This is a genomic window from bacterium (assembly GCA_019637795.1).
GTDB lineage: Bacteria > Desulfobacterota > Binatia > HRBIN30 > CADEER01 > JAHBUY01.
Genome location: JAHBUY010000008.1, coordinates 144855 through 170330, shown reverse-complemented (window position 1 = coordinate 170330; position 25476 = coordinate 144855). Strand labels below are relative to the sequence as shown.

At 70.9% G+C, this 25476-nt stretch carries 19 protein-coding genes, 3 tRNA genes and 1 pseudogene; 9 read left to right on the top strand and 14 right to left on the bottom strand.

The window, feature by feature from the left end; translation table 11 throughout:
- Positions 1-3 precede the first annotated feature (3 nt).
- The 6 genes from pheS to KF840_24210 all read right to left on the bottom strand — a co-directional run bounded on the left by pheS (position 4) and on the right by KF840_24210 (position 5981).
- Positions 4-1023 (bottom strand): phenylalanine--tRNA ligase subunit alpha, encoded by a 1020-nt coding sequence (gene pheS / locus KF840_24235; protein ID MBX3028008.1) that lies wholly within the window; start codon positions 1021-1023, stop codon positions 4-6.
- A gap of 92 nt (positions 1024-1115) precedes the next feature.
- Entirely contained in the window at positions 1116-1475 is a 360-nt protein-coding gene (rplT, locus tag KF840_24230) for a 50S ribosomal protein L20 (protein MBX3028007.1), read from the bottom strand.
- A 58-nt stretch (positions 1476-1533) separates the two neighbouring features.
- Entirely contained in the window at positions 1534-1731 is a 198-nt protein-coding gene (gene rpmI / locus KF840_24225; protein MBX3028006.1) for a 50S ribosomal protein L35, read from the bottom strand.
- A gap of 23 nt (positions 1732-1754) precedes the next feature.
- Complete coding sequence (gene thrS, locus KF840_24220) at positions 1755-3668, bottom strand: threonine--tRNA ligase (GenBank protein MBX3028005.1); 1914 nt, start codon at positions 3666-3668, stop codon at positions 1755-1757.
- Between the two features lie 61 nt (positions 3669-3729).
- Positions 3730-3804 (bottom strand) — tRNA-Val (locus tag KF840_24215).
- A 161-nt stretch (positions 3805-3965) separates the two neighbouring features.
- Entirely contained in the window at positions 3966-5981 is a 2016-nt protein-coding gene (locus KF840_24210) for a hypothetical protein (GenBank protein MBX3028004.1), read from the bottom strand.
- A gap of 166 nt (positions 5982-6147) precedes the next feature.
- On the opposite strand from KF840_24210, the gene gltX reads away from it, so the two are divergent.
- The gene (gltX, locus tag KF840_24205) at positions 6148-7557 is read left to right on the top strand and encodes a glutamate--tRNA ligase (protein ID MBX3028003.1); all 1410 of its coding nucleotides are present in this window, start codon (positions 6148-6150) and stop codon (positions 7555-7557) included.
- A 50-nt stretch (positions 7558-7607) separates the two neighbouring features.
- Here the strand turns inward: gltX and KF840_24200 are convergent, their stop codons facing one another.
- A complete protein-coding gene (locus KF840_24200; protein ID MBX3028002.1) occupies positions 7608-9302 on the bottom strand; it encodes a glutamine--tRNA ligase/YqeY domain fusion protein in 1695 nt (564 codons plus the stop codon).
- Between the two features lie 363 nt (positions 9303-9665).
- Here KF840_24200 and KF840_24195 point away from each other — a divergent pair, with 363 nt between their 5' ends.
- A complete protein-coding gene (locus KF840_24195) occupies positions 9666-10091 on the top strand; it encodes a hypothetical protein (GenBank protein ID MBX3028001.1) in 426 nt (141 codons plus the stop codon).
- Between the two features lie 563 nt (positions 10092-10654).
- The gene (locus tag KF840_24190; protein MBX3028000.1) at positions 10655-12382 is read left to right on the top strand and encodes a sigma 54-interacting transcriptional regulator; all 1728 of its coding nucleotides are present in this window, start codon (positions 10655-10657) and stop codon (positions 12380-12382) included.
- 167 nt (positions 12383-12549) lie between these two features.
- Here the strand turns inward: KF840_24190 and KF840_24185 are convergent, their stop codons facing one another.
- Positions 12550-14814: a bifunctional alpha,alpha-trehalose-phosphate synthase (UDP-forming)/trehalose-phosphatase gene (locus tag KF840_24185; GenBank protein MBX3027999.1), complete on the bottom strand. Its 2265-nt coding sequence runs from the start codon at positions 14812-14814 to the stop codon at positions 12550-12552.
- A 241-nt stretch (positions 14815-15055) separates the two neighbouring features.
- Between KF840_24185 and KF840_24180 the strand changes: the two genes are divergently transcribed.
- The 3 genes from KF840_24180 (at position 15056) to KF840_24170 (ending at position 17825) form a co-directional block, all read left to right on the top strand.
- On the top strand, positions 15056-15721 hold the full coding sequence (locus KF840_24180) for a hypothetical protein (protein MBX3027998.1): 666 nt from the start codon (positions 15056-15058) through the stop codon (positions 15719-15721).
- Positions 15718-16947, top strand: a complete 1230-nt coding sequence (locus KF840_24175) for a glycosyltransferase (GenBank protein MBX3027997.1) — start codon at positions 15718-15720, stop codon at positions 16945-16947. The genes KF840_24180 and KF840_24175 overlap by 4 nt, the downstream gene beginning before the upstream one ends.
- 251 nt (positions 16948-17198) lie before the next feature.
- On the top strand, positions 17199-17825 hold the full coding sequence (locus KF840_24170) for a HAMP domain-containing histidine kinase (protein MBX3027996.1): 627 nt from the start codon (positions 17199-17201) through the stop codon (positions 17823-17825).
- Positions 17826-17860: 35 nt separating this feature from the next.
- Here KF840_24170 and KF840_24165 read toward each other — a convergent pair whose 3' ends face one another.
- The 3 genes from KF840_24165 to KF840_24155 all read right to left on the bottom strand — a co-directional run bounded on the left by KF840_24165 (position 17861) and on the right by KF840_24155 (position 23318).
- Complete coding sequence (locus KF840_24165; GenBank protein MBX3027995.1) at positions 17861-20104, bottom strand: CHASE3 domain-containing protein; 2244 nt, start codon at positions 20102-20104, stop codon at positions 17861-17863.
- A gap of 76 nt (positions 20105-20180) precedes the next feature.
- Positions 20181-22106, bottom strand: a complete 1926-nt coding sequence (locus KF840_24160) for a pyruvate kinase (GenBank protein MBX3027994.1) — start codon at positions 22104-22106, stop codon at positions 20181-20183.
- 90 nt (positions 22107-22196) lie between these two features.
- Positions 22197-23318, bottom strand: coding sequence for an SGNH/GDSL hydrolase family protein (locus KF840_24155; protein ID MBX3027993.1), 1122 nt, complete (start codon positions 23316-23318; stop codon positions 22197-22199).
- 373 nt (positions 23319-23691) lie between these two features.
- Between KF840_24155 and KF840_24150 the strand changes: the two genes are divergently transcribed.
- From KF840_24150 to KF840_24140, 3 genes and pseudogenes are all read left to right on the top strand, one after another.
- Positions 23692-23868 (top strand): type II toxin-antitoxin system HicA family toxin, encoded by a 177-nt coding sequence (locus KF840_24150; protein MBX3027992.1) that lies wholly within the window; start codon positions 23692-23694, stop codon positions 23866-23868.
- 2 nt (positions 23869-23870) lie between these two features.
- Positions 23871-24290, top strand: a complete 420-nt coding sequence (locus KF840_24145) for a helix-turn-helix domain-containing protein (GenBank protein MBX3027991.1) — start codon at positions 23871-23873, stop codon at positions 24288-24290.
- 3 nt (positions 24291-24293) lie between these two features.
- A pseudogene (locus KF840_24140) lies at positions 24294-24654 on the top strand (DUF5615 family PIN-like protein).
- A gap of 145 nt (positions 24655-24799) precedes the next feature.
- Here the strand turns inward: KF840_24140 and KF840_24135 are convergent.
- The 3 genes from KF840_24135 to KF840_24125 all read right to left on the bottom strand — a co-directional run bounded on the left by KF840_24135 (position 24800) and on the right by KF840_24125 (position 25452).
- Positions 24800-24872 (bottom strand) — tRNA-Glu (locus KF840_24135).
- 113 nt (positions 24873-24985) lie between these two features.
- Positions 24986-25058 (bottom strand) — tRNA-Gln (locus KF840_24130).
- A 37-nt stretch (positions 25059-25095) separates the two neighbouring features.
- On the bottom strand, positions 25096-25452 hold the full coding sequence (locus KF840_24125; GenBank protein ID MBX3027990.1) for a hypothetical protein: 357 nt from the start codon (positions 25450-25452) through the stop codon (positions 25096-25098).
- Positions 25453-25476 lie beyond the last annotated feature (24 nt).

Below are 25476 nucleotides of genomic sequence, written 5' to 3'. Positions count from 1 at the left end.
GGATCAGAACTGGCGCAGGAAGCGGACATCGTTGGCGAAGAAGAGTCGGATGTCGTCGATCTGGTACTTCAGCATCGCGATCCGCTCGATGCCGAGGCCGAAGGCGAAGCCCGACACCTCCTCCGGATCGTAGCCGACGGCGCGGAAGACGTTGGGATCGATCATGCCGGCGCCGAGAATCTCCACCCAGCCGCTGCTCTTGCAGATGCGACAGGCGCTGCCGTCGCGGGCGCAGCCGAAGCAGCCGACGTCGACCTCGGCGCTGGGCTCGGTGAAGGGAAAGAAGCTCGGCCGCATGCGCACCGGCAGGCCGGCGCCGAAGATCGCCTGCAGCACGTGGGTGAGCACGCCCTTCAGGTGGCCGAAGGTGATCCGCCGATCGACCATGAAGCCCTCGATCTGGTGGAACATCGGCGAGTGCGTGGTGTCGCTGTCGTGGCGGTAGACGACGCCCGGAACGATCACCCGCAGCGGCGGCGACTGCGACTCCATGACCCGGATCTGCACCGGCGAGGTGTGGGTGCGCAGCAGGTGCCCGTCGCTGGCGAACATCGTGTCCTGCATGTCGCGCGCCGGGTGGTCCGGGGGAAAGTTGAGCGCTTCGAAGTTGTGGAAGTCGTCCTCGATCTCCGGCCCTTCGGCAACGCTGAAGCCGAGGCCGTGGAAGACGTCGACGATCTCGTCCATCACCTGCATCAGCGGGTGCGCGCGCCCGAGCGCCGGCCGCCGGCCCGGTTCGGTGACGTCCAGGCGTTCGGCGGCGGCGGCGGACCGGCCCCGGGCGCGCGCCGCAGCGAGGGCCTCCTCGAGGCGGGTCTCGACCTCGTCCTTGACCGCGTTGAGCAGCGCGCCCATCGCCGGCCGGTCCTCCGGCGCGACGTCGCGCATCAGCCGCACCACGGTGGTGAGCTCGCCCTTGCGGCCGAGGAAGCGCACGCGCAGCGCCTCGACCGCCTCCTCGTCCGCCGCGGTGGCGAGCGCCGCCCGGGCGGCGGCGCGGATGGCCTCCAGCGCCTCCTGCATCGGCTCAACTCGTGAGCGGGGCGAGCCGACGGGACAGCGGAAGGGGAATCGCCTCCGCCTCCATCCGTCGACCGTCGGCCTGCGCCCGCGAATCAGGCCGCGAGCTGCGCCTTGGCGACCTCGGCGACGGCATTGAAGCCGTTCGGATCGCGCATCGCCAGGTCCGCGAGCATCTTGCGGTCCATGGCGATGCCGCTCTTCTTCAGCCCCTGCATGAGCTGCGAATAGGTCAGCCCCACCAGGCGCGCGGCGGCGTTGATGCGGACGATCCACAGACTGCGGAACTCGCGCTTCTTCACCCGCCGGTCGCGATAGGCGTAGACGAGCCCCTTCTCGATGGTCTCGCGCGCGGCGCGGTAGAGCTTGCGGCGGCCGCCGACGTTGCCCTTCGCGAGCTTGCGGATCTTGCGGTGCTTGGCGAGTCCCTTGGTGCCTCTTTTGGCGCGTGGCATGTGCGTGTCCTTCCTGGGTGCGAACGGCGGGCGGCGATCCGACGATCACCGCCGGCGCTCACAGATATGGGATGAGCTTGCGGATCTGCGGCGCGTTGGCGGCGTCGACCAGCGCCGAGCCGCGCAGGTTGCGCTTCTGCTTGCGCGTCTTGCAGCTCAACTGGTGGCGCAGATACGCCTTCTTGCGCACGATCTTGCCGGTTCCGGTCTTCTTGAAGCGCTTGGCGGCGCCGCGGTTGGTCTTGAGCTTCGGCATGGGAGTCCCCTCGTGGAATGTGGTCAGGCCGCGCCGCGGCGACGGACGGCGTCGCGCAGCTCGGCGATGATGGCGTCGATCGATACGGGCTCGCTGCTGCCGCCGCTGCGGCGGCGCGGCGCGACGGTGCGTTCGGCCTGTTCCTTGTCGCCGACCACCAGCATCACCGGCACCTTCGCGAGCTGCGCCTCGCGCACCTTGTATCCGAGTTTCTCGTTGCGGTCGTCGATCTCGACGCGGAAGCCGGCATCGCGCAGCGTCGCGCCGACCTCGGCCCCGTAGCCCTCCTGGCGCTCGGTGAGCGTCAGCACCCGGACCTGCTCCGGCGCCAGCCAGAGCGGAAAGGCGCCGGCGCAGTGCTCGATGAGAATGCCCATGAAGCGCTCGATGGTGCCGAGCACGGCGCGATGGATCATCACCGGACGCGCCTCGCTGCCGTCGGGCCGGATGTAGGTGAGGTCGAAGCGCTCCGGCAGCGCCCCGAAATCGAGCTGGACGGTCGCCAACTGCCAGGCGCGCTTGAGCGCGTCGACGATCATGAAGTCGATCTTCGGGCCGTAGAAGGCGCCATCGCCGGCATTGATCTCGTACGGCATCGCGGCGCCGGCGAGCGCCTCGGCGAGGGCGCCCTCGGCGCGCTCCCACATCTCGTCGCTGCCGATCGACTTCTCCGGCCGCGTCGACAGCAGCACCCGGCGCTCGCCGAAGCCGAAGTCGGTGTAGACCTCGTCGACCATGCGCAGGAAGGCGCTGATCTCGTCGCCGATCTGCTCCGGCATGCAGAAGATGTGGGCGTCGTCCTGTGAGAAGCTGCGCACCCGCGTCAGGCCGTGCAGCGTCCCGGAGCGCTCGGCGCGGTGCAGGCGGCCGAAGTCGGCGTAGCGGATCGGCAGCTCGCGATACGAGCGCTTGCGGTTGCCGAAGATCAGGCAGTGCGACGGGCAGTTCATCGGCTTGACCGCGAACTCGCGCTCCTCGAGCTGCGTGAAGTACATGTTCTCGCGGTAGTTGTCGTAGTGCCCGGAGCGCTTCCACAGCTCGACGTCCATCACCTGCGGGGTGATGACTTCGTCGTAGCCGTACTTCCGGTACAGGCCGCGGACGTAGCCGATCAGCTCGTTGTAGACGACGGCGCCCTTGGGGTGGAAGAACGGGCTGCCCGGGGCGACCAGGTCGAACGAGAAGAGGTCGAGCTCCCTGCCGAGCTTGCGGTGGTCGCGCCGCTTCGCTTCCTCGATGCGCGTCAGATGCTCGGCGAGCGCCTCCTTGCTGGCCCACGCGGTGCCGTAGATGCGCTGCAGCATCTCGTTGCGCTCGTCGCCGCGCCAGTAGGCGCCGGCGACGCCGGTGAGCTTGAACGCCTTGTGCACCCCCGTGCGCGGCACGTGCGGGCCGCGGCAGAGATCCACGAACTCGCCCTGGCGGTAGAGCCCGACCCGCTGGTCGGGCAGCCCGGCGATGATCTCGGCCTTGTAGTGCTCGCCCTGATCGCGGAAGAAGCGCGTCGCCTCCTCGCGATCCATCTCCTCGCGGACCACCGGGAAGTCCTGCTTCACGATGGCGCGCATCTCGTTCTCGATGCGCTCCAGGTCCTCGGGCGTGAACGGCGTGTCCTTCTTGATGTCGTAGAAGAAGCCATCCTCGATCACCGGACCGATGGTGATCTGGGTGTCGGGAAAGAGCCGCTTCACCGCCTGCGCCATGAGGTGGGCGCTCGAATGACGGAGCACGTCGAGCCCGGCCGGCGAATCGGCCGCCACCGGGGCGATCTCGCCGCCGGCCGACAGGGGCGTCGACAGGTCGACGACGCGGCCATCGAAGCGGGCCGCGATCACGCCCTTGAGGTCGGCTCCAGCGGCCTTCAGGGCGGCGACGATCGTCGTCCCCGGTTCGACCTCGTGACGGCTTCCCGTCGGCAGTGTGACCGCGATGCGCATTTGCCTGTGGCCTGCGGAGACGGCGGAGGCGCCGTCGAAACGGCGCCTCCGGGACGTGTGATGGTAGGCACGGGCGGATTTGAACCGCCGACCCCTTCCGTGTCAGGGAAGTGCTCTCCCCCTGAGCTACGTGCCTCTAGACCGACCCCTTTCCGTCTCCAAGTATCGAAAGCGACTGAATTTGCTTCGCTATCAACTTGGTTTCAGGCGGTCAAGGAAGGGCCTGTGAGAGGCACTCCGGCAGAGGACGCGGCTGGGACGGCGGACCCGGTCGGGCCGGCCGTCCCCCGCTGGTGATCAGAACTGCCAGGTGATCTTGACGCCAACCTCGTCGCGGCGGGCGTTCAGGCCGCCGGCGCCCCACGGGTCGAGACTGGTCCTGCCGGAGCCCAGGTCGGAGTAGAAGTTCGCCCGGCCCTGCAGGATGAGGTTGTTGGTGAGGAAGTAGTCGAGCTTGTTCTGCCACAGGAAGTTGCGGTTGACCGGGTCGATGGCGATGGCGATGAACGGCACGATCGTGCCGCCGGCGTAGAACGAGGTCGCCGCCAGGGTGGTCAGCATCTCCCACTGGTAGAAGTTGTCGGCGGTGCCGCCCAGATACTGCGCGTTCTGGGTGCGCTCGTTCTGGCCGGCGTAGACGCCGTTCGCCCACTGCACCCGGCCGGTGTTGCGCACCGAGGGGGAGACGATGGCGGGGTTCTGCTGCGTCGGCGAGAAGTACGGCTGCTCGGAGGCGCTGAGGATCGAGCCGCGCAGGTCGGAGTGCTGGCCGTTCACGTAGCTCCAGAAGAACTGGCCGGTGATGAACCAGGTGGTGCGCGGGTTCAGGAACTTGATCCAGGTCGGGCGGTCGAAGCCGACCATGCCCGCCCAGACGTCGCGGTTGGTGTAGCCGAGTGGCGCGTAGACGCCGGGCAGCGGCTTGAACACGCCGGGACTGGTCTCCTGCTCGACCTGGGCGCGATCGTTGAGCGACGCGGTCTGGAATGGCGCGTCGATCTGGTACGCCGTCTCCAGGCGGAAGACGGTGTTGGTGTAGTTGCCCTCGAACCAGTTCCCGGTCAGGCCGAAGATGTGCGAGTAGGGGAAGACGAACTCCGCCGTCACGTCGGCGGGATAGACCGGCGTCCGCACGCCGGTCAGGGTCGCCGGCGGGCTGGTCGGGTCGTTCGGGTTCTGGCGGAACGCGTTGGCGGCCTGGAAGGTCGGCACCACCGCCCGCTGGATGTCGAGGCCGAACGGCGCGCCGGCGACCGCGCCGATGCCGCGCGAGCGGCCCCAGTACCAGTTGAGGGTGAACTCGAGGCCCTGCATGTTGATGTAGGGCACGTCGGTGACGCTGTGCCAGCGCAGGCCGACCTCGCTGGCGTCGGCGACGTTGCGGCTGAATTTCCCCTGGCGGAAGCTGGTGCCCTGCAGGTTGAAGAGCGGCGTGAAGAACACCGGCTGCGTCGTGCTCCCGAGCTGCACCTGGCCGGCGCGCACCGGATTGGGCACCGGGATCCCCCACGGCGCCGGCAGGAACTCGACCTTGTTGCCGGGCTGGAAGTCGCCCGGGTTCCACACCAGCTCGGCGAACGAGTTGGAGAAGGGACCCACGTCGCCGAAGTCGTAGATCATCTTCACCAGCCAGAGCGGGATGCGGATCTTGTCCCACTCCTCCTGCTGCAGGTGCCAGGTGGTGTCGAGCGGGTTGATGATGTCCATGAGGCGGAACTGGTCGCTCTCGCCCCAGATCACCTGCTGGCGGCCGACGCGGAAGCTGATCGGCGCATCGGCCAGCGAGAGGTCGATGTACGCCTCGCGCAGCGTGCTCTCCCAGGCCAGCGCGTTGCGCTGCTCGGAGTTGAGACTGCTGTAGATGCCCTTGCGCAGGGTGTTGCAGCCGGGCGTGGTGCAGATGCAGTCGGGCGTCGTGCACGCCTGGCCGATCTTGTTGCCGGAGATCGGGCCGCCGATCAGATCGTCCTCACGGCTGACGCCGCGCTGACGGCCGCCGGTGCCGGCGCCCCAGAAGCTGTCGTAGACCCCGCGATAGAGGAGGTACAGCTTCGAGCGCGAGACGCCGGGGATCTCGTAGCGGTCGATCAGCTTCCCCTTCTCGAGCCAGTCGTAGTCCAACCGCAGCAACGCGGTGTTGCGGTTCTGGATGAACTGGTACTGGTCGACGCTGATGGTGCGGACCAGCGTCTGCGAATCGACCGAGCCCGACAACTGGATCGGCCCGTACTTGATGGTCGCCCGTGCCGGATGCGCCCCGCCCATGCCCCCGAGCACCAAGGCGACGCCGAGGACCGCGAAGGCCCTGCTCACCGTGCCACCGCATCGTGCCATAACGCCCCCTCTTCGCAGCGTGCCGCTGTCGCCGACGTCCCCAATCCCCCGGCGGCAGATGCAACGCCGCTCCTTTACTCAAACGATCCGCGCCGACGCAAGGAGTTGCGTTGACTCCCCCCAGGGCCGCTGGTAGCCGCCCGTTATGTCGTCGGTCCGCACCCGCTTCGCCCCCAGTCCCACCGGCTATCTGCACATCGGCGGCGCCCGGACCGCGCTCTTCAATTTCCTCTACGCGCGCCATGAGGGCGGCACCTTCGTGCTGCGGATCGAGGACACCGACCGCGAGCGCTCCACCCAGGAGGCGACGCAGGCGATCCTCGGCAGCCTGCGATGGCTCGGGTTGCAGTGGGACGAGGGACCGTTCTTCCAGAGCGAGCGCGGGGCGCTCTACCGGGAGCACGCCGAGCGCCTCCTCTCCCTCGGCCGCGCCTACCGCTGCTACTGCACGCCCGAGGAGCTGGAGCAGCGGCGCCAGACGGCCCAGGCCGAGGGGCGCAAGCCGATGTACGATCGCCGGTGCCGCGACCGCCACGACGCGCCCGCCGGGCGGCCCTTCACCATCCGCTTCAAGGCGCCGCTCGACGGCGAGACGCTGGTGCACGATGCCCTGCGCGGCGTCGTCACCTTCCAGAACAGCGAGATCGACGACCTCATCATCGTCCGCAGCGATGGCACGCCGACCTACAACTTCTGCGTCGTCGTCGACGACGCGCTGATGGCGATCACCGACAACATCCGCGGCGACGACCACCTCGCGAACACCCCGAAGCAGGTGCTGATGTACCAGGCGCTCGGCTATCCGACGCCGCGCTTCGCGCACGTGCCGCTGATCCTCGGTCTCGACCGCGCCCGCCTCAGCAAACGCCACGGCGCGACCTCGGTGCTCGCCTATCGCGAGGAGGGCTACCTGCCGGCGGCGCTCAACAACTACCTCGCCCGCCTCGGCTGGTCGGCCGGCGACCAGGAGATCTTCACCGGCGAGGAGCTGATCGAGAAGTTCTCGCTCGCGCACGTCGGCGCCTCGGCGGGCGTCTTCAATCCCGAGAAACTCGAGTGGGTGAACGCCCAGCATCTCAAGATGACGCCCCCTTCGCTGGTCGCCGAGCTGCTGAAGCCGTTCCTCGCCGAGCGTGGGTGGACGGCCCCCGGCGACGACGCCTGGCTGGCGCGCGCCGCCGCGACGCTCCAGGAGCGCGCCAAGACGCTCGTCGATCTGCTCGACCAGGGCGCCTACTACTTCAGCCAGGCCGTCACGCTCGACCCCGCCGCCGTCGCCAAGCACCTCGCGAAGACCAACCCCGACGCCCTGCGCGACCTGCGCGACGCGCTGGCCGCGCTCGAGGAGTGGACCGCGCCGGCCATCGAGGCGGCGTTTCAGTCGGTGCTCGCGCGCCACGGCCTGGCGCTCGGCAAGCTCGCCCAGCCGGTCCGCGTCGCCCTCACCGGCAGCACCGTCAGCCCAGGCATCTACGAGCTCGTCGAGGTCGTCGGCCGCGAACGCAGCATCGCTCGCCTCGACCGCGTGCTGCCGATGATCGGCAGCGGCGGCTGAGCCGCCGGCCGCGCGGGCACCGCCTCCCCGCCGCGGCGGCGGCCCCGGATCTACGAACCCTTCTTCTCGATCCGCGCCCAGGCGTCGCGCAGGCCGACCGTGCGGTTGAAGACCAGCGCGCCGGGACGCGAATCCTCGTCGGCGCAGAAGTAGCCGTGGCGCTCGAACTGGTAGCGATCGCCGGACGACGCCCCGGCCAGGCTGGGCTCGAGCCGACAGTCGCGCAGCACCTCCAGCGACTGCGGATTCAGGTACGAGGTCCACGGCTGCCCGTCCTTCTCCAGGTTCGGGTTCTCGACCGTGAACAGCCGGTCGTAGAGCCGCACCTCCGCCGGCAGCGCGTGCGCCGCCGCCACCCAGTGCAGCGTCGCCTTCACCTTGCGGCCGTCGGGCGCGTCGCCGCCCCGCGTCGCCGGATCGTAGGTGCAGCGCAGCTCCACCACCTGCCCGTCGGCATCCTTGATCGCCCGCTCGCAGCGGATGAAGTACGCGTAGCGCAGCCGCACCTCGCGCCCCGGCGCCAGGCGGAAGAACTGCTTCGGCGGGTCCTCGCGGAAGTCGTCCCGCTCGATGTAGAGCTCGCGCCCGAACGGCACCGGCCGCGTCCCCATGCTGGCGTCCTCGGGATTGTTCACCGCCTCGAGCTGCTCGACCTGCCCGTCGGGGTAGTTCTCGATCACCACCTTGAGCGGCCGCAGCACCGCCATCGCCCGCGGCGCCCGGCGATTGAGATCGTCGCGCACCGCGTGCTCGAGCATCGCGACGTCGACCACGCTGTCGCGCTTGGCGACGCCGATGGCGCCGCAGAAGCTGCGGATCGCCTCCGGCGTGTAGCCGCGACGCCGCAGGCCGGCGAGCGTCGGCATGCGCGGATCGTCCCAGCCGGCGACGTGGCCGTCGGCGACCAGGGTCAGCAGCTTGCGCTTGCTCAGCACCGTGTAGTTCAGGTTCAGACGCGCGAATTCGTACTGGCGCGGCCGACTCGGCACCGGCAGGTGGTCGATCACCCAGTCGTAGAGCGGCCGGTGATCCTCGAACTCGAGGGTGCAGATCGAGTGCGTGATGCCCTCGATGGCGTCCGACAGCGCGTGCGCGAAATCGTACATCGGGTAGACGCACCACGTGCTCCCGGTGCGGTGATGCGGCGCCTTCTTGATGCGATAGATCGCCGGATCGCGCAGGTTGATGTTCGGCGACGCCATGTCGATCTTGGCGCGCAACACGTGCGCCCCCTCCGCGAACTCGCCCGCCGTCATGCGCGCGAAGAGGTCGAGGTTCTCCTCCACCGAGCGGGCGCGGTACGGGCTGTCGCGCCCCGGCTCGGTGAGCGTGCCGCGATGGGCGCGGATGTCCTCCGGCGACAGGCTGTCGACGTACGCCAGGCCCGCCTCGATCAACTGCACCGCGTAGGCATGCAGCCGCGGGAAGTAGTCGGAGGCGTAGAAGAGCTTGTCGCGCCAGTCGAAGCCCAGCCAGCGGACATCCTGCTGGATCGACTCCACGTATTCGACGTCCTCCTTCGCGGGGTTGGTGTCGTCGAAGCGCAGATGGCAGACCCCGTGGTTCTCCAGCGCGATGCCGAAGTTGAGGCAGATCGACTTCGCATGCCCGATGTGGAGGTAGCCGTTGGGCTCGGGCGGGAACCGGGTCACGACCCGGCCGCCGTGCGTGCCGGCGGCCAGATCCTGGGCGACGATGTCGCGAATGAAATCGGAGGGGGGCGGCGCGCTGCGTTCCATCGGCATCCTGTCGAGTGCGGCAGGGTACACACCCGACTGCGCGGTCGCAACGCAGCACCCGCGGCGGGTGCCGTCCTGATCTCGATACGACAAAAACCCGTCACCACGGAGGCACGGAGACACGGAGGGCTCGGTGCCATAGCGAAGGCGCGGGGCCTCTTCTCACTCCATTTCCAATGAGCGTTGCGATGAACGCTGAGCGGGCTTCGAGATCAGTACTCTCCGTGTCTCCGTGCCTCCGTGGTGAAACGCTTCGTCACAACAAGGCCACGTAGGCTCGGATTCGGACGTTACCCCGCGACGAGCGTGCGCAGGCGGCGCGCGGCCGACCATTCACAGCCGCGGCGATCGACGGTAGAGTCGGCACCCATGCACGACGCCCCGACCGGCCGTTCTCACCGCGCTCGCCCCGCCAGCATCCTGGCCGCGCTCGCCACCACGCTCTGGCTCGGCGCCGGGGCGACCACCCAGAGCGGCTGCTCGGACTGCGACCTGCGGGTGAGCACCCGCATGCTGCCCGACGCCACCGTCGCCATCCGCTACAACGTGCCGCTGACCTCCAACTGCGGCGGCGACGTCTGGTTCATCCAGACCGGCAACCTCCCCCCCGGTATCGGTCTCGAGAACGACGGCGACCTGGCCGGCATCCCCACCCTCGCCGGCGTCTACACCTTCACCGTCGGCGTCTTCGACATCCCCAGCGGCGCCACCGCCTACAAGGGATTCGCCCTCACCGTGAACCCCGCCGGGCCGACGGCGACCCCCACCGCCACCCCGACCGTCACCCCCGGCTGAGGCGACCAGCGCGGGGGCGTCCGCGGCGGCGATGGCAGCCGCGAACCGCGCTTGACACCCGCAGCCGTGCTCACGACAGTGCGCGCAGCCGAACCGGGCGCGGCGAATCCGATGGCGAGGCGCACATGTTGAACGCGGACGTGGTCGGGCGCGACAAGCAGATCGAACGCTGGAACGGCGAGCTGGCGTTCCGCGCCGTGGTCGAGGCGACCGCCGACAAGGCGGGCCTCGAGTTCCTGCGCCACCTGGTGAAGAACCTGGCGCAATCGCTCGGCGTCGCCCATGCCTTCGTCGCCGAGTTCGCCGGCGCCGAGGACCGGGTGAAGACGATCGCCTTCTGGAGCCGCGGCGACTGGGCGCCCAACGTCGAGTTCCCGCTCAACGGCACGCCCTGTCAGCGCGTCGTCGCCGGCGAGCTCTGTCTGTACAGGGACGACGTGCAGACGCTCTTCCCGCTCGACACCGACCTGGTGTCGCTCGGCGTCCGCAGCTACCTCGGCGTGCCGCTGCGCGGCGCCAACGGCCAGACGCTGGGCCACCTGGCGGCGCTCGATACCGAGCCGATGGACGAGGACCCGCGCGGCCTCACCATCTTCCAGGTGTTCGCGAACCGCGCCCGCGTCGAGATGGAGCGCCTGCACGCCGAGGCGGTGCTGCAGCGCGCATTCTCGGACCTCGAGGTGCAGCTCGAGAACACGGCGCAGGACCTGGCGCTCACCCGCCAGAGTCTCGACCTGGCCTATGGCGAGCTGCGGGCGCTGCTCGAGATCAATCAGTCGTCGACCCGCCACCTGCGGCGCGTCGATCTGTTCGCCGAGCTGGCGCGCAGCGTGAAGCCGCTGCTGCCGTGCGAGCGCTTCGGCATCGAGGTGCCGACCGGCCCGGAGAGCCTGCGCGTGCACGTGCTGGCGCTCGACCAGCCGGCGCGCGGCCCGATGATCGAGGACTTCCCCTCCGCCGGCACCGCCTGCCGCTGGGCGCAGGAGCAACGCCAGTGGTACGTCGCCGACTGCCGCGAGGACCTGCGCCAGCGCTTTCCGATGACCCACGTGGTCATGGAGCGCGAGGGCATGGAGTCGCTCTACGCCCTGCCCCTGCTGCGCGAGACCAAGAGCTTCGGCGCGCTCTTCTTCATGTCCACCCACCGCCGGGCCTATCGCGACATCCCGCAGGCGCTCATCGAGCGCGTCGGCAGCGCCGTGGCGGTCGCGGTCGACAACTGCTTCGCCTACGAGGAGCTGCGGCAACTGCGCGACCAACTGGCGGCGGAGAACGTGTATCTCAAGGAGGAGATCCAGGAGGACCACAACTTCCGCGAGATCGTCGGCCGCAGCCCGGCGCTCGCCCGGGTGCTGTCGCTGGTCGAGACCGTGGCGCCGACGCCGTCGACCGTGCTCATCCTCGGCGAGACCGGGACCGGCAAGGAGCTGATCGCCCGCGCCATCCACGACCGCAGCCCGCGCCGCGACCGGCCGCTGGTGAAGGTGAACTGCTCGGCGATCTCCGCCGGCCTGGTCGAGAGCGAGCTCTTCGGGCACGAGCGCGGCGCCTTCACCGGCGCCGTCCGCGCCCACACCGGCCGCTTCGAGATCGCCAACGGCGGCACCATCTTCCTCGACGAGGTCGGCGAGCTGCCGCTCGACACCCAGGTCAAGCTGCTGCGCGTCCTCCAGGAACGCGAGATCGAACCGGTCGGCGGCACGCGGGTCCGGAAGGTGGACGTGCGCGTCATCGCCGCCACCAACCGCGATCTCGAAGCCGAGGTGGCGGCCGGCCGCTTCCGGGCCGACCTCTTCTTCCGTCTCAATGTGTTTCCGATCGTCATGCCGCCGCTGCGCGACCGCGAGGGCGACGTCGAGCTGCTGGTCAGCTACTTCGTCGACCGCTTCGCGCGCGAGCTCGGCAAACGGATCGACGGCGTGTCGCGCGCCACCATGGAACGACTGCTCGCCTACCACTGGCCGGGCAACATCCGCGAGCTGTCGAACATCATCGAGCGCGGCGTCGTCCTCGCCAACGGCCCCTTCCTCGAGCTCGGCGTCGACCTGCCGCTGCCGGCGACGCCGCGCCCGCTGGCGCCGCCGACGCCGCCAGCCCTCGCCGGCGTGCTGGCCCTGACGCCGGGCCCGCGCCGCCTCGCCGATGTCGAGCGCCAGCACCTCCTCGACACCCTCGCCGCCGCGAACTGGACCATCGAGGGCGATCGCGGGGCCGCCGCCCTGCTCGGCCTGCGGCCGAGCACGCTGCGCAGCCGCATGAAGAAGCTCGGCGTGCGCCGCCCCGACGCGTAACCGGCCCGCTCGCCGGCCGCGGAGGCCGCGACGCCGCGCTATCGCGCCGCGGACGCGGCGATCGCGGGCTTTGCAGCATGAACCAGTCGCGTCTCACGCGAGGCTGTGACGCTGTTGAGCTGTTCGCTGTTGGGGCCCGACAATTCCGGCCCCTGACAGCGAACAGCCTAACCGCTCACAGCCGACCGGCGCTGATTGGGTTCGACCGTGGGCTTTCTGTGCAACGCCGCGATCGCGGCCACGGGCCGCTGCGCCAGCCAGGCGAGCAGCGCCTCGACGGCGACCGGGTTGGCGAGTCGCCGCTCGGCGAGGGTGACCGACTCGGCGCCGCCGACGCGGAAGGTGACGCCGAGACCCGCCAGCACCCGGAAGGCGTCCTCGTCGGTCTGATCGTCGCCGACGTAGACGACCCGCGCCCGCTCCGACCAGGCCGGGCCGTACCACTGGCGGACGATGTGCAACGCCGCCTGCCCCTTGTCCCAGCCGATGGGCGGCCGGACCTCGAGCGCGCACAGCGCGTCCCGCGCCTGGAAGCCGGCGTCGGCGATGCGGCGCCTCAGCCGCGCCAGCAGCGGCGCGCGCTCGGCCGGCGACACCCCGCGCACGTGCACCGTCACCGTCGCGCCCTTGCGCTCGACCCACGCCCCCGGCCCGATCGCCCCCTCCAACTCGTCGGCCAGCGCCGCCAGCTTGCCGGTGAAATGCCCCAGGTCGGGGTGACGGAACGCCGCCCCGTCGGCGCCGACCACCTCGAGCCCGTGGTTGCCGGCCAGCGTCAGGCCCGGCAAGGCGAAGATGCGCCGCAGGTCGGCGAGCGAGCGTCCGCTCACCACCGCGACCCGCATGTCCTCGCGCGCCAGGCAGGCGGCGAGCGCGTCGATCATCGTCGGCGTCGGCCGGGCGTCGGCGGGATGGTCGCAGATCGCCGTCAGGGTGCCGTCGTAGTCGAGCAGCAGCGCCACCGCCTGCTCGCCGAGCCGCGGCGACAGCCAGGTCTCGAAATCGCCCGCCGTCGGCGGCCGGAGATCGCTCGCCGGCGCGGCGGCGACGGTGACGACCTCGTCCAGCCAGGCGACGACGTCGTGCCGGCGCTCGCGCCAGCGCAGCGCCGCCATGCGCGAGCGCCGCTCCGGCTCCTCCATGGCGAGGGCGCGGTGGATCGCCTCGGCGGTGGCGTCGACGTTGTACGGGTTGACGCGCAGCGCCTCGCGCATGGTTTCGCTGGCGCCGGCGAAACGCGACAACACGAGCACCCCGGGATCGCCGATCTGACAGGCGACGTATTCCTTCGCCACCAGGTTCATGCCGTCGCGCAGCGGCGTCACCAGGGCGACGTCGGCGTCGCGATAGAGCTGTACCAGGTCGTCGGGCTCCGTGTCGCGATAGAGATAGTGGACCGGCGTCCACTGCGCCGTGCCGAAGCGCCCGTTCACCCGCCCCACCAACTCGTCGATCTGACGTTTCTGCTGCCGGTAGGCCCGCACCTCGCGGCGACTCGGCACCGCGAGTTGCAGGAGGATGACCCGTTCGCGGTGCTCGGGATGCAGCTCCAGCAGGCGCTCGAAGGCGCGCAGCCGTTCGGGAATCCCCTTGGTGTAGTCGAGGCGATCGACGCCGAGCACCACCCGCGGCCCGCCGCTCGTCCCCGCCGGCGCCTGCCGGGCCCGCTCCTCGAAGGCGGCGAAGTCGATGCCGAGCGGAAAGGCGCCGACCCGCACCGTCCGCCCGCCGTGCTCGATCAGGTGCGCGGCGCGGTCGACCCGCGCGCCGAGCAGCCGCTCGACGCAGTCGAGGAAGTTGCGCTCGTATCCCTCGACGTGAAAGCCGATGAGGTCGCACGCCAGCAGACCGTACAGCAGCTCCCGGTCCCACGGCAGCAGCCGATACAGGTCGAATGACGGAAACGGAATGTGCAGAAAGAAGGCGAGGCGGGCGTCCGGGCGGCGCTCGCGCAGCGACAGCGGCGCCAGCATCAACTGGTAGTCGTGCACCCAGATCAGGTCGCCCTCGGCCGCCGCGTCATGGGCGACGCGGGCGAAGCGCTCGTTGATGCGCCCATACATCCGCCAGGTGCGGGCGTCGAAGCGGGTGCGCTGCGGGAAGCTGTGGAAGAGCGGCCACAGCGTGCCGTTGGCGAAGCCGTGATAGAAGCCGCTCACTTCGCTCGCCTTCATCGGCACCGCCGCCAGGGGGTACGGCAGGCCGTCCACGGGCAGCCGCTCGCCGGCCTCGAACGGCATTCCGGGCCACCCGACCCAGGTGCCGCCGCGCCGCTCGAGGATCGGGTCGAGCGCCGACACCAGCCCGCCGGCCGACCGCCGCAGCGTCAGCCCGACGGGCGTGCGTTCGGCCGTCACCGGCAGCCGATTGCTGACGACGACCAGCCCCGGAGCACTCGACGGCGATGCCGCCGCGGCGTCGCTCGCAACCATCCCGACCCGGGCAAGCGGAGAGCGTGCCAGGCGATCGCAGCCCGCCAATGCGGCGCGCGCCCACCCCGCACCCGCCCCGGCGTGTAACCGGTACACGCGACGCGTGTAGAGCTTTCCGACCATCGCTGGCGGGCGCGGCAAGCGCCCGCCCGCCACACGCGGTCCGCCCTGGTGCGCGGCTTGCTCCGCGCTCGCCGTCAGGCTCGCCGCCCGGGCGCGGCGCCGCGCCACGGAGCAGCGCATGGATCAGGAGCAGGCCTTCCACTTCGCGACCAGTCTCGATCTCACCCTGGCGACCAACCAGCGCGCGCGCGACGTCGCCGAGCTGCTGCACCAGGTCCGGCAGGCGTCGGGCGCCGCGATCTACTTCCACACCCACCACTTCCTGATCCAACACCAGCACCTGTCGCCGGAGCCGACCAACGACTTCGCCTACTGGGTGACCACCGCACTGCAGGAGGACCGGCTGGGCGAACAGTTGGCGGCGATCGACATCATCCAGTTCCGCAGCCTGGGAGCGCTGCGCGACCGCATCGCCGGCGTCCTGCAGACCTTTCTCGACCGCAGCACGACGCTGCGCACCGCGCCGCCGGGCGAGGAGTTCCACGTCCGCGAGGCGGTCAGCTTCATCCTGCCGACCGGCTACGTCGCGCACGACCTGCACGAGCTCGCCTCCTGCGTCGAACAGATCGGCTTCGCATCGCTCAGCTTCCACATGTTCGACGCGCGACTCCGCCTCGAGCGCGGCGCCAACGACTTCAGCGAATGGCTCAAGCACGCCCATGGCGAGACGCAATTGGCCGACGCCATCGCCCGCCTCGACCCCTATACCCACACGCTCGAGGGCCTGCGGCGGCAGATCGTCCGCCTGGTGCAGCGCCGCATCGCGGAGCGCGCGGCGGCATGATCCGCCTGGAGGACTACGAGGCCATCGTCGGCCCCGGCACCGTCGACGAGCTACGGCTGCTCGGCCGGCGCCTGGCCGGCAGGCGCATCGTCACCGTCAACTCGACCGCGGTCGGCGGCGGCGTCGCCGAGATCCTCAACCGCATGGTGCCGATGTGCCAGCAGCTCGGCGTCGACCTGCGCTGGGACGTCATGAAGGGCGGCGAGGACTTCTTCGCCGTCACCAAGCGCATCCACAACGCCCTGCACGGCAAGGCAGAGTCGTTCACCGCCGCCGACCGCGCGGTGTACGACGCCACCACCGAGGCCAACCTGGCGACGCTCGACCTCGACGCCGACATCGTCTTCATTCACGATCCGCAGCCGGCCGGCCTGGTGGCGGCGCGCCGGCGCCGTCCGGAATCCGGTTGGCTCTGGCGCTGCCACATCGACGTCTCGACGCCGCAACCCGACGTCTGGCAGTTCCTCTCCGAGTCGGTGCGCGCCTACGACGCCAGCGTCTTCTCGGCCCCCGCCTTCACCCGCGACCTCGCCATGCCGCAGGTCCTGATCGCCCCGTCGATCGATCCGCTCAGCGACAAGAACCGCGAGCTCCCGGAGTCGGAGATCGACACCATCATGCAGCGCCTCCGGATCCCGCGCGACAAGCCGATCGTCACCCAGGTGTCGCGCTTCGACCGCCTGAAGGACCCGCTCGGCGTCGTCGAGGCGTTCAAGCTGGCGCGGCAGTACAATGACTGCCGCCTGGTCCTCGCCGGCGGCAGCGCCAGCGACGACCCCGAGGGCGCCGAGGTTCTGGCGCAGGTGCAGGCCGCCGCCGCCGACGACGCCGACATCCACATCCTGCTCCTGCCGCCCACCGCCAACGTGGAGATCAACGCCCTGCAGCGCGCCTCGACCATCGTCCTGCAGAAGTCGCTCAAGGAGGGCTTCGGACTGACGGTGAGCGAGGCGCTGTGGAAGGGCAAACCGGTGATCGCGGCCGCCGTGGGCGGCATTCCGCTGCAGATCGCCCATCGCTACAGCGGCATCCTCACCCACACCGTCGAGGGCACCGCGTTCTGGATCAAGCAGCTCCTCAACGCCCCCGACTACGCGCGACGACTGGGCGAGAACGGCCGCGAGCACGTCCGCACCAACTTCCTGCTCACCCGCCACCTGCGCGACTACCTGCTGCTGTTCCTCTTCCTCGAGCACCGGACGGAGCGCGTCGTCCGCCTCTCCTGAGCGCGCCGCGCGGAGAATGCCATGAGACAGCGGCTCGCCCCGATCGGACCCTCGCCCCGTGAGCGCGCCGTGACGGAGAGCCGCCCTTCGGCCACCCACCCAGCGGACGAGGTCAGGCGCCCACAACGGCCGCCGGCGACCGGCCCCCGGCCCGCCCGCGCCGGCGGCCGGTCTGGCACGCCCCTCCCCACATTGCCATCGCGCGCGCCGCGCCTTGCCTTTGCGCGGGCCAGCCGCCACAGGGCGCCATGATGGCCGACCTGGACGACGCCCTCCTCGCCGCCCGGATGCGCTCGCTCGCGACCTTCGCCCCCGACTACTTCCACGACCTCAGCGGGCCGCTGAACACCATCGCCCTCCGCCTCGAGATGCTGCGCGCCCTCGCCGCGGGCGGCACCGGCGACGAGCGGTTCGCCGCCTCGATGACGGCGATCGAGGAACAGGTACGCCGGCTCGACCGCATGCTGCGGAACTGGCTCGCCCAGACCGCGCCGGCGACCGGTGGCGACGCGGCGTGCGATCTCGGCGCCCTGCTGCGCGACCTCGCCGCCGTCGTCGCGCCCCGCGCCCGCAAGCGGCAACTGGCCTTCTCTCTCGCCGTGCCGGACGATCCCGTCCGCGTCGTGGTCGCGACCGCGCCGCTCGCCACGGCGCTGCTCGACCTCCTGCGCCACGCGATGAGCGACGTGGACGACGGCGGCGCGCTCGCCCTGGTCCTCGAGCGCCAGGACGGCAACGCCTGCTGCCGCCTGAGCGGCGCCGCCTTCGATGCCGCCGCGCTCGCGCTCGCCGCGCGCGTCGCGGGCGCCCAGCGTGGACGCTGCGTCGCCGACGCGGGCGGCCAGGCCGCCATCCTCACCCTGCCCCTGGCGCCGTAGACCGTCGCCGTCGCCGGTGCGCCGCCAGCCCCGCGTCAGCCGCCGCGACCTCCCGCGCCGCCGACGGTGACGCGGCGCACCTGCGCGAGCAGCCGCCCGATGTCGACCGGCTTGGTGAGGTGCTCGGTGAAACCGGCAGCGAGCGCGGCGGCGCGGTCCTCCCGGCTGGCATAGCCGGAGAGGGCGATCGCCGGCAGATCGGCGAGCTCCTGGCGCACGCCGCGGATCAGCTCGAGACCGCTGCCGCCGGGCATCCCGATGTCGCTGATGAGGGCGTCCGGCCGCTCCACCGTCAGCAGGGCGCGCGCCGCGGCGATCGACTCCGCCACCGACACCCGGGCGCCGTGGATCTCGAGCGCCAGTCGTAGCCCGTCGCGCGTATCCGCGTCGTCGTCGACCAACAGCACGTGCACGCCGCGCAGGTCGGTGCCCTCGTCCGACTGCGCCGGCACCGTCGCCACCTGCTCGCCGGCCGGCGCCTCGTCCAACGGCAGACAGACCGAGAAATGCGCGCCGGCGCCGATGCCATCGCTGCGCGCCTCGACCGTGCCGCCGTGGCGTTCGACCAGGTGTTTCACGATCGACAGCCCGAGGCCCAGGCCGCCGTGGCCCCGCGTATCGCGCTCGTCCGACTGGCGGAAGCGGTCGAACACGTGCGGCAGGAACTCCGGCGCGATGCCGATGCCGGTGTCGATGACATCCAGGCACGCGAGGTGGTCGCGCTGCCCCAGGCGCACGTCGACGCGGCCGCCGCTGGGGGTGAACTTGAGCGCATTGTTGAGCAGATTGGTGATGACCTGGAGCAGCCGCTGGGCGTCGCCAATGACGCTGCCGCGCAGCGGCTCGAGATCGGCGTGCAGTCCGACCCCGCGCGCCACGGCGGTCGGCCGGGCGCTCTCGACCGCCGTCCGCGCGATCGCCCCCAGGTCGATCGGGCCACGTTCCAGGCCGAGCTTGCCGGAGACGATGCGCGAGACGTCGAGCAGATCGTTGATGAGCTGCGCCTGCACGCGGACGTTGCGCTCGAGCGTGTCGAGGGCGCGCTCGAGCTGCGGGCCGTCGACGCCGCGGCGGAGCGCCGCCAGCCAGCTCACGATGACGTTCAGGGGCGAGCGCAGCTCGTGCGAGAGCATGGCGAGGAACTGGTCCTTGGCCACGTTCGCCGATTCCGCCGCCTCGCGGGCCGCCGTGGCGCCGGCGATCGCCGCCTCGGCGCGCAGCCGCGCCTCGTGCTCCGTCTCCATGGCCTTGCGCTCGCTGACGTCGCGGAAGACCAGCACCACGCCCATGATCGCGCTGTCCGCGTCGCGGATCGGCGCGCCGCTGTCGTCGATCGGCAGCTCGCGGCCGTCGCGCGCGATCAGCACCGTGTGGTTGGCGAGCCCGACGATCGCGCCCTCGCGCAGCACCTTGTCGACCGGGCTGTCCACGGTCTGCCGGGTCTCCTCGTTGACGATGGCGAACACCCGCTCGAGCGGCTCGCCGATCGCCGCCAGCTCGTCCCAGCCGGTCAGCGCCTGCGCCACGGGATTGATGAAGACGATGCGGCCGTCGGTGTCGGTCGCAATGACCGCGTCGCCGATGCTGCGCAGGGTGGTGCGCAGCCGCTCCTCGCTCTGGCGGAGGCGCCGCTCGGCCCTCGCCTGCCGGCGCGCGGCGCCGTTGACCGCGAGGATGGCGCCGAGCAGCACCCCGAGCGCGGCGAGCGCGCCGCCGAACAGCACGTTCGCGAGCCGGCCCCGCTCGACGGCCCGCGCGCGCAGCCCCTGCTCGAGGGTGCCGCGCACCTCGTCGTTGAGCTCGCCCAGCAGGGCGCGCACCCGCTCCATCGTCAGGCGGCCGACGTCGTTGGCCACCAGCGCGTTGGCCGCCTCCACGCCCTCGCTGCGGCGCGCATCGATGGCGCGCTGCAGCTCGTCGAGCTTGACCGTGGTCAGGACGCCGATGTTCTGCAGGCGCCGGGCGCGCTCGGGGTCTCCGCCCAGCAGGCGCTGCAGGCGATCGAGATCGGTGCGCGCCGCGGCCCGGCCGGCGTCGTAGGGCGCCAGGTAGGCTTCGCTGCCGGTGATCAGGTAGCCGCGTTGACCGGTCTCGGCATCGAGCAGGTGTCCGAGGAGCTGCTGGGTCGCCGCCAGCACCTGCTGCGTGCGCACCACCTCGTTCCCCGCCTCCCAGGCCGTCGCGAGCTGCCAGCGGGCCACGATGCTGACCAGCAGGAGGAAGACGCCGGCGACGGCGATGATCAACGTGGCCTGGCGGGAAAGAGCCCAACGCGCCATGGACCCTGCGAGCCCTACCGCCAAACGCGGCCGAACACCACAGACGGGGAGGAGGTGCCCGTCGCCTCGCCGCCGTTCAGTCGACGGCGATCGACGACAGGCGCAGGCGACGCAGGCGGGCGCTCTTCTTGCGCTGGTGCGCCTCCATGCGCCGCAGGATGTCGTGCAGGGCGCGCGCGGCGTCGAGCAGGAACGGACCCTTGTTGAGCATGACGCACTCGGCGCGCTCGCCCATCGCCGCGTCGGTGATCTCGGCCCGCGACGGCACGCCGGTCTTCGCCAGGGTCTCCAGCACCTGCGTCGCCCACACCACCGGCACATGCGCGGCTTCGCAGAACCACAGCACCTCCTCCTGCACCTCCGCCAGCCGCTCGTAGCCGCACTCCACCGCCAGATCGCCGCGGGCGATCATCACGCCGACCCGCTCGGACTGCATGGCAGCCAGCAGCAGGCTCGGCAGGTGCTCGAACGCCTCCGTCGTCTCGATCTTGAGCATGATGCCGATCCCGGCGGCGCCGAGCCGCCGCAGGTGGCGGCGCAGGAGACGGATGTCAGCGGGCGCGCGCACGAACGACATCCCCACCAGATCGGCGTGGCGGACGACGAACGCGAGATCGGCGAGGTCCTTGGCGGTCAGCGCCCCCAGGCGCAGGCGGCTGTCGGGCAGGTTGATCCCCTTGTCGGCGCGCAGCCTGCCGCGCGCGCCGGCGACCGTGATCCGCACCCGCAGCCGATCCCGGCTCCGCCCCTCGACGACCCCGCCGATGCGGCCGTCGTCGAACCAGATGCGATCACCGACCCGCACGTCGGCGAACACCTCGGGCAGGGTGCAGGAGATGGTCGCGGGACGGATCACCCGGCCGCTGGGGGCGACCACGGCCGGGCGCCCCGGGATCGGGCCCCGGGTCAGGGACAACAGGTCGCCGCCGCGCAGCGTCAGGAAGAGCTGGTCGTCCGAGGCCGCCGCCGGCACCGCCTCGAGGCGCCGCGCCCGCCGCGCGCCGAGCGGGCGCAGCGCCAGCGGCCGCGCCAGCGCCAGGAACGCCGACTGCTCCGCGTTCGCCCAGCGACCGCCGGCGGCGGCCTCGGCCAGGGTCACCCGGCGCGACTTGCCGCGCAGGTCCTGGAACGCGAGTTGGTCGCCGGCCCGGGCGGCGCGCAGCCAGTTGCCGCGCAGGTGCAGGCAGACCGCCGCCGCCGCGGGGGGCGGCGCCGGACGGACAGCCGAGGTGAGCCAGACACGGGCCGGCGCCGTCACCGCCCCCTGTCGATCGCGCGTCGGGCGGACGTGGACGCTCTGGGTGCGCGGATCGATGGCGCCGGTGCGCAGCTTCGGACCGGCGATGTCCATGAGGATGCGGCAGGTGCGGCCCGACTCGCGCTCGGCGCGGCGCAGGTGCTCGATCATGCGCGCCCAGGCGGCGGCATCGTCGTGCGCGCAGTTGATGCGCATGCAGTCCATGCCGGCGGCCAGGAGCTGACGAACCAGCTCGTAGTCGGTCGCCGCCTCGCTCGGCATGGTCACCATGATGCGGACGCCGCGCTCGCGCGGGCGCGGCCCCAACACCGCCGCGGTGTGGTCGGCCAACGCGGCCTGACCCTCGCCGAACGTCAGCGGCGCCGGCGCCGCGGTCAGTTCGGGGCCCGGACGGCCGGCGAGGCGATGGAGAATGACGAGCACCGCGTCGAGACCCGCGAGGACGTGCGACTCGCTGCGTCCGAGCGAGGACAGGCCGAGCATCGCCAACTGCTCCTGCAGCGCGCGGACATCGTGCCGGCGCAGGGCGAGATAGTGGATGAGGTTGCGCGCGCTGCGGCGAAACGTGGGGTGGACCGCCGCCACGCTCTTGGCGAAGCGGCCCTCCAGCGCCAGCGCGTCGGCGCGGATGGTCCCCACCTCCTCGATCAGGCGCGCGAGCTGCGCCGGGTCCCACGGGGTCCCGGTCGGGGACGGCGGAGGGACCTCGGGGGAAGAGGGTTCTCGGGTCTTCGGCAGCGCCATGGCGGACTCCATGGGGTGCCGCTAGCAGTCAATTGTTACCGATTCATGAAATCCGCCGGCGCGTCGCCGCCGATCACGCGGGGCGGCGCCCTACCGCTCCGCCCGGCCACCGGACGGCGATCGGCCCTCCGCCGCGGCGAGGATGGCGGGCACGACGGCGCGGGCGAGCAGCAGCGCGCCGGCGGGGGTCGGGTGACTGTCGTCGGGAATCGACAGGGACGGGTCGTCGGGGTTCCAGATGGTGTCGACCAGCTCGGCGCCGGCGGCGACGTAGGGGTGAAGCAGCGATTGCGCCGCCGACGCCGGGCGCCAGTCGGGCGCGCGAACGCGGATGCGGTTGAACACCACGGCGCAGCCGGCGCCGCGCGCCGTCTCGGCCATCAGGGCGGCCGATGCCGTGATCTCCGCCAGCAGCATGGCGCGCTCCGCCGGCAATTCGCCCGCCGCGATGCGGCGCCCATGGTCACGCATCCGCACGTAGCGCACGGTCTGCCATGCCCTGCGGACCAGCCGGTAGAGCGCGAAGCGAGCCAGCGGGCGCAGCGGGTCCCGCTCGTGCCGGCGCAGCTCGCTGTTGACGTCGGGCAGGATGTCGTCGAGCTCGTGGACGGTGAAGACCGCCACCCGCGGATGGTACCGGGGGGCGAGCCAGGCGAACCACTCGACGGCGGTGAAGATGTTGGTGCCGCCCATGCCGGCGTTGAGCGCGATCCAGCGATAGCGGGGCGCCGCCGCCTGCAACAGCGTCTCGGCCTGCGCCGGATAGCTCTGCGCGGCCTCGAGGCCGACGCCGAAGGTGAACGAATCGCCGAAGAACATGACGCGCCGCTCGTCTGGCGCCAGCGCGTCGGGGAGTCGCGGGCGATCGCTGCGCAGTCCGTCCTCGTTAGTGCGCACCTCGTAGCCCGGCCAGCGCGGCAACGGCGGGGCGGTCCAGTGCTGGTTCGGCTGCTGGCCGAATCGTCCCGGCCGGTACTCGACGTACTGCCACGGCGCGAGGCGAACCGGCACGTCGTAAACCACCGCCGCCACCTCCACGACCGTCCCCGCGAGGCCGAGAGCCGCGGCGCCGACCACGACCGCGTCGACCAGCGGCCGCCAGCGCGAGCCAGTCAGACGCCGGCGGAGCCACATCCCGGCCAGCCCCAGCGCGCCGGCCGCGGCCAACAGAATGCCCGCGTTGACCGCCGCGCCGAGAAGTCGGTCGAGCATGCCGCCGCCCTGCAGCGAATCCCGCCGCCGCCGTACATCGCGCCGGCCGCGGTGTAGCCGATGAGCTCCTGCCGCCCCCGCCCCCTGCGAGGGCCTCGTTGCGAGGGAATGGGGACAGCCGGCGTCATTGACCGATTCCTGGCTCTGGACTTGCCCCCGACCGGCGCGTCCTGGGACAACGCCCTCGCCGAGCCCTTCTTCGCGACCTACAAGCGCGAACCCATCGAGCCCCGGTCCTGGCCGACGTACCAAGACCGGTTCCCGGTCCAGGAAATGGGGTCCACCTCAATGGGTCGAGCCCTACGCGGCGCGGCCAATCACGGAGTTGACCACGTTCCTTGCCGCTGAACACCAATCGGTGTACATCCGGACCATGAAGCGGCGAGAGCTCGAACGACGGCTTCGAGCGCTCGGCTGGAGGTTCTCGCGTCATGGAGGGAAGCACGATGTGTGGACGGATGACTCGCGAGAAGAGCCGATACCGCGCCATGCCGAGATCAACGAGAAGCTCGCCAAAGCGATTCTGAGTCGTGCCATGAGGAAGGTGTGAGCATGCGATTCCAAGGAAAGCTGTCCAGAGATGGGCGGTGGTGGCTGGCCGAAGTCCCGGTGTTTGATGCCATGACGCAAGGGCGCACCCGCAAGGAAGCGCTCGAGATGATTGCGGACTGGTTTGCGGCCATCGTCGATCGCAAGGGCTTCTCGGTAGCCGTTCATCCGACCGCATCGGCGGCGTTCGAGGTGGGTTCGGATGATCCGCGGACGATGATCAGCCTTCTGCTGCAAAGGCAGCGGCAGAAGAGCGGGCTCTCGCTGGCTCAGGTCGCTCGACGCATGGGAGCGAAGTCACGGAATGCATATGCGAGGTACGAACAGGGCGTGTCCGTTCCGACGATCGAGAAGCTCGACGAACTGCTGCGCGCCATCGCGCCCGACCGCGATATTGTCCTCCAGCAAAGTCATGCAGCATGAGAGGTGAACGCGCTGTCACCGGTGGTCGCCGAGCACCTGTCTCGCGCCGGCCACGACGCCGTGCACGTGCGCTCATACGACATGTCGAGCGCCAGCGACCAGGAGGTGTTTGCACGTGCCGCCAAGGAAGACCGAGTACCGGTGTCAGCCGACACCGATTTCGGCGCCCTCTTGGCGATCCGCGAGGAGAAGCTGCCCTCCGTCATCCTGCTTCGCCGCGCCAGCCAGCGCCGGCCCGACGTTACAAGCACAGATGTTGTGCGCCAACCTTCCCAACCTACAGGCAGTACTGGAGGAAGGTGCCGTCGTCATACTGGAAGATGCCCGCGTGCGCGTTCGGCTCCTGCCGATCACCCGCAGATGATGGCCCTGCGCCGCGTCATCCTTCCCAGAGTCGGCGTCGATCGGCAGCGATGCCAGTCGGCCTGCGCCTCCCAAGGGCGGTCGAGAACTGCGAACCCGGAAGCCCAGGTTCGCAGTTTCCGCCGAAAAACCCTTGAAGAAGAAAGTGGTCCCAACGGGAATCGAACCCGTGTTCCCGACGTGAGAGGCCGGTGTCCTAGGCCGCTAGACGATGGGACCGTGAGCTTCGCGGGTGGCGCTCCCTCAACATACGATGAGCCGGGTGGTGGTCCCGGCTCATGCATGTCGCTGGCCGCGAACGGCCGGTCGCGACGAACCCTATGTCTACTGAGCTGAGGAGGTAGGACTCGAACCTACAATCGCCTGATCCAGAGTCAGGTGGCTTACCAATTAGCCGACTCCTCACCAACTGCGGCGTAGATTACCCGCGAGCCTTTTGAAGTCAACCCGCCGATCCGCCACCGGATCGCATCACCAGACGCGGGCCGGGCCGCGGCGCGGTGACGGCGTGCAGGAGGTGCTGCGCCAGGGTCGCAGCAGGCGTGGCGGCGCGATCGACGGCCACCTCGCCGACCCGCACGGTGCGTCGCAGGGCCCGCGCCAGCGTGTCGACGAGACAGGACAACGCCTCGCTGGTCACGGCGGCGATCGCATCATCGGGCGGCGCCGCGTCGATGACGATGAGCAGCGCGCCGCCGCCCTGGCGCTCGAGCGCGCCGCCGGCGGCGCGGCCGACCAGGAAGCTGGCGCGCACCGTGGCGTCGATGCCGTCGCGCCACGCCGACACCGGCGGTGACATCGGCGCGCCGCGCCCCGGCTTACG

Excerpts from the sequence above, each read along its gene's own strand:
- pheS (MBX3028008.1), bottom strand. The coding sequence starts at position 1,023 with ATGCAGGAGGCGCTGGAGGCCATCCGCGCCGCCGCCCGGGCGGCGCTC.
- rplT (MBX3028007.1), bottom strand. The coding sequence starts at position 1,475 with ATGCCACGCGCCAAAAGAGGCACCAAGGGACTCGCCAAGCACCGCAAG.
- rpmI (MBX3028006.1), bottom strand. The coding sequence starts at position 1,731 with ATGCCGAAGCTCAAGACCAACCGCGGCGCCGCCAAGCGCTTCAAGAAG.
- thrS (MBX3028005.1), bottom strand. The coding sequence starts at position 3,668 with ATGCGCATCGCGGTCACACTGCCGACGGGAAGCCGTCACGAGGTCGAA.
- gltX (MBX3028003.1), top strand. The coding sequence starts at position 6,148 with ATGTCGTCGGTCCGCACCCGCTTCGCCCCCAGTCCCACCGGCTATCTG.
- KF840_24200 (MBX3028002.1), bottom strand. The coding sequence starts at position 9,302 with ATGCCGATGGAACGCAGCGCGCCGCCCCCCTCCGATTTCATTCGCGAC.
- KF840_24195 (MBX3028001.1), top strand. The coding sequence starts at position 9,666 with ATGCACGACGCCCCGACCGGCCGTTCTCACCGCGCTCGCCCCGCCAGC.
- KF840_24190 (MBX3028000.1), top strand. The coding sequence starts at position 10,655 with ATGGACGAGGACCCGCGCGGCCTCACCATCTTCCAGGTGTTCGCGAAC.
- KF840_24185 (MBX3027999.1), bottom strand. The coding sequence starts at position 14,814 with ATGGTTGCGAGCGACGCCGCGGCGGCATCGCCGTCGAGTGCTCCGGGG.
- KF840_24180 (MBX3027998.1), top strand. The coding sequence starts at position 15,056 with ATGGATCAGGAGCAGGCCTTCCACTTCGCGACCAGTCTCGATCTCACC.
- KF840_24175 (MBX3027997.1), top strand. The coding sequence starts at position 15,718 with ATGATCCGCCTGGAGGACTACGAGGCCATCGTCGGCCCCGGCACCGTC.
- KF840_24170 (MBX3027996.1), top strand. The coding sequence starts at position 17,199 with ATGGCCGACCTGGACGACGCCCTCCTCGCCGCCCGGATGCGCTCGCTC.
- KF840_24165 (MBX3027995.1), bottom strand. The coding sequence starts at position 20,104 with ATGGCGCGTTGGGCTCTTTCCCGCCAGGCCACGTTGATCATCGCCGTC.
- KF840_24160 (MBX3027994.1), bottom strand. The coding sequence starts at position 22,106 with ATGGCGCTGCCGAAGACCCGAGAACCCTCTTCCCCCGAGGTCCCTCCG.
- KF840_24155 (MBX3027993.1), bottom strand. The coding sequence starts at position 23,318 with ATGCTCGACCGACTTCTCGGCGCGGCGGTCAACGCGGGCATTCTGTTG.
- KF840_24150 (MBX3027992.1), top strand. The coding sequence starts at position 23,692 with ATGAAGCGGCGAGAGCTCGAACGACGGCTTCGAGCGCTCGGCTGGAGG.
- KF840_24145 (MBX3027991.1), top strand. The coding sequence starts at position 23,871 with ATGCGATTCCAAGGAAAGCTGTCCAGAGATGGGCGGTGGTGGCTGGCC.
- KF840_24125 (MBX3027990.1), bottom strand. The coding sequence starts at position 25,452 with ATGTCACCGCCGGTGTCGGCGTGGCGCGACGGCATCGACGCCACGGTG.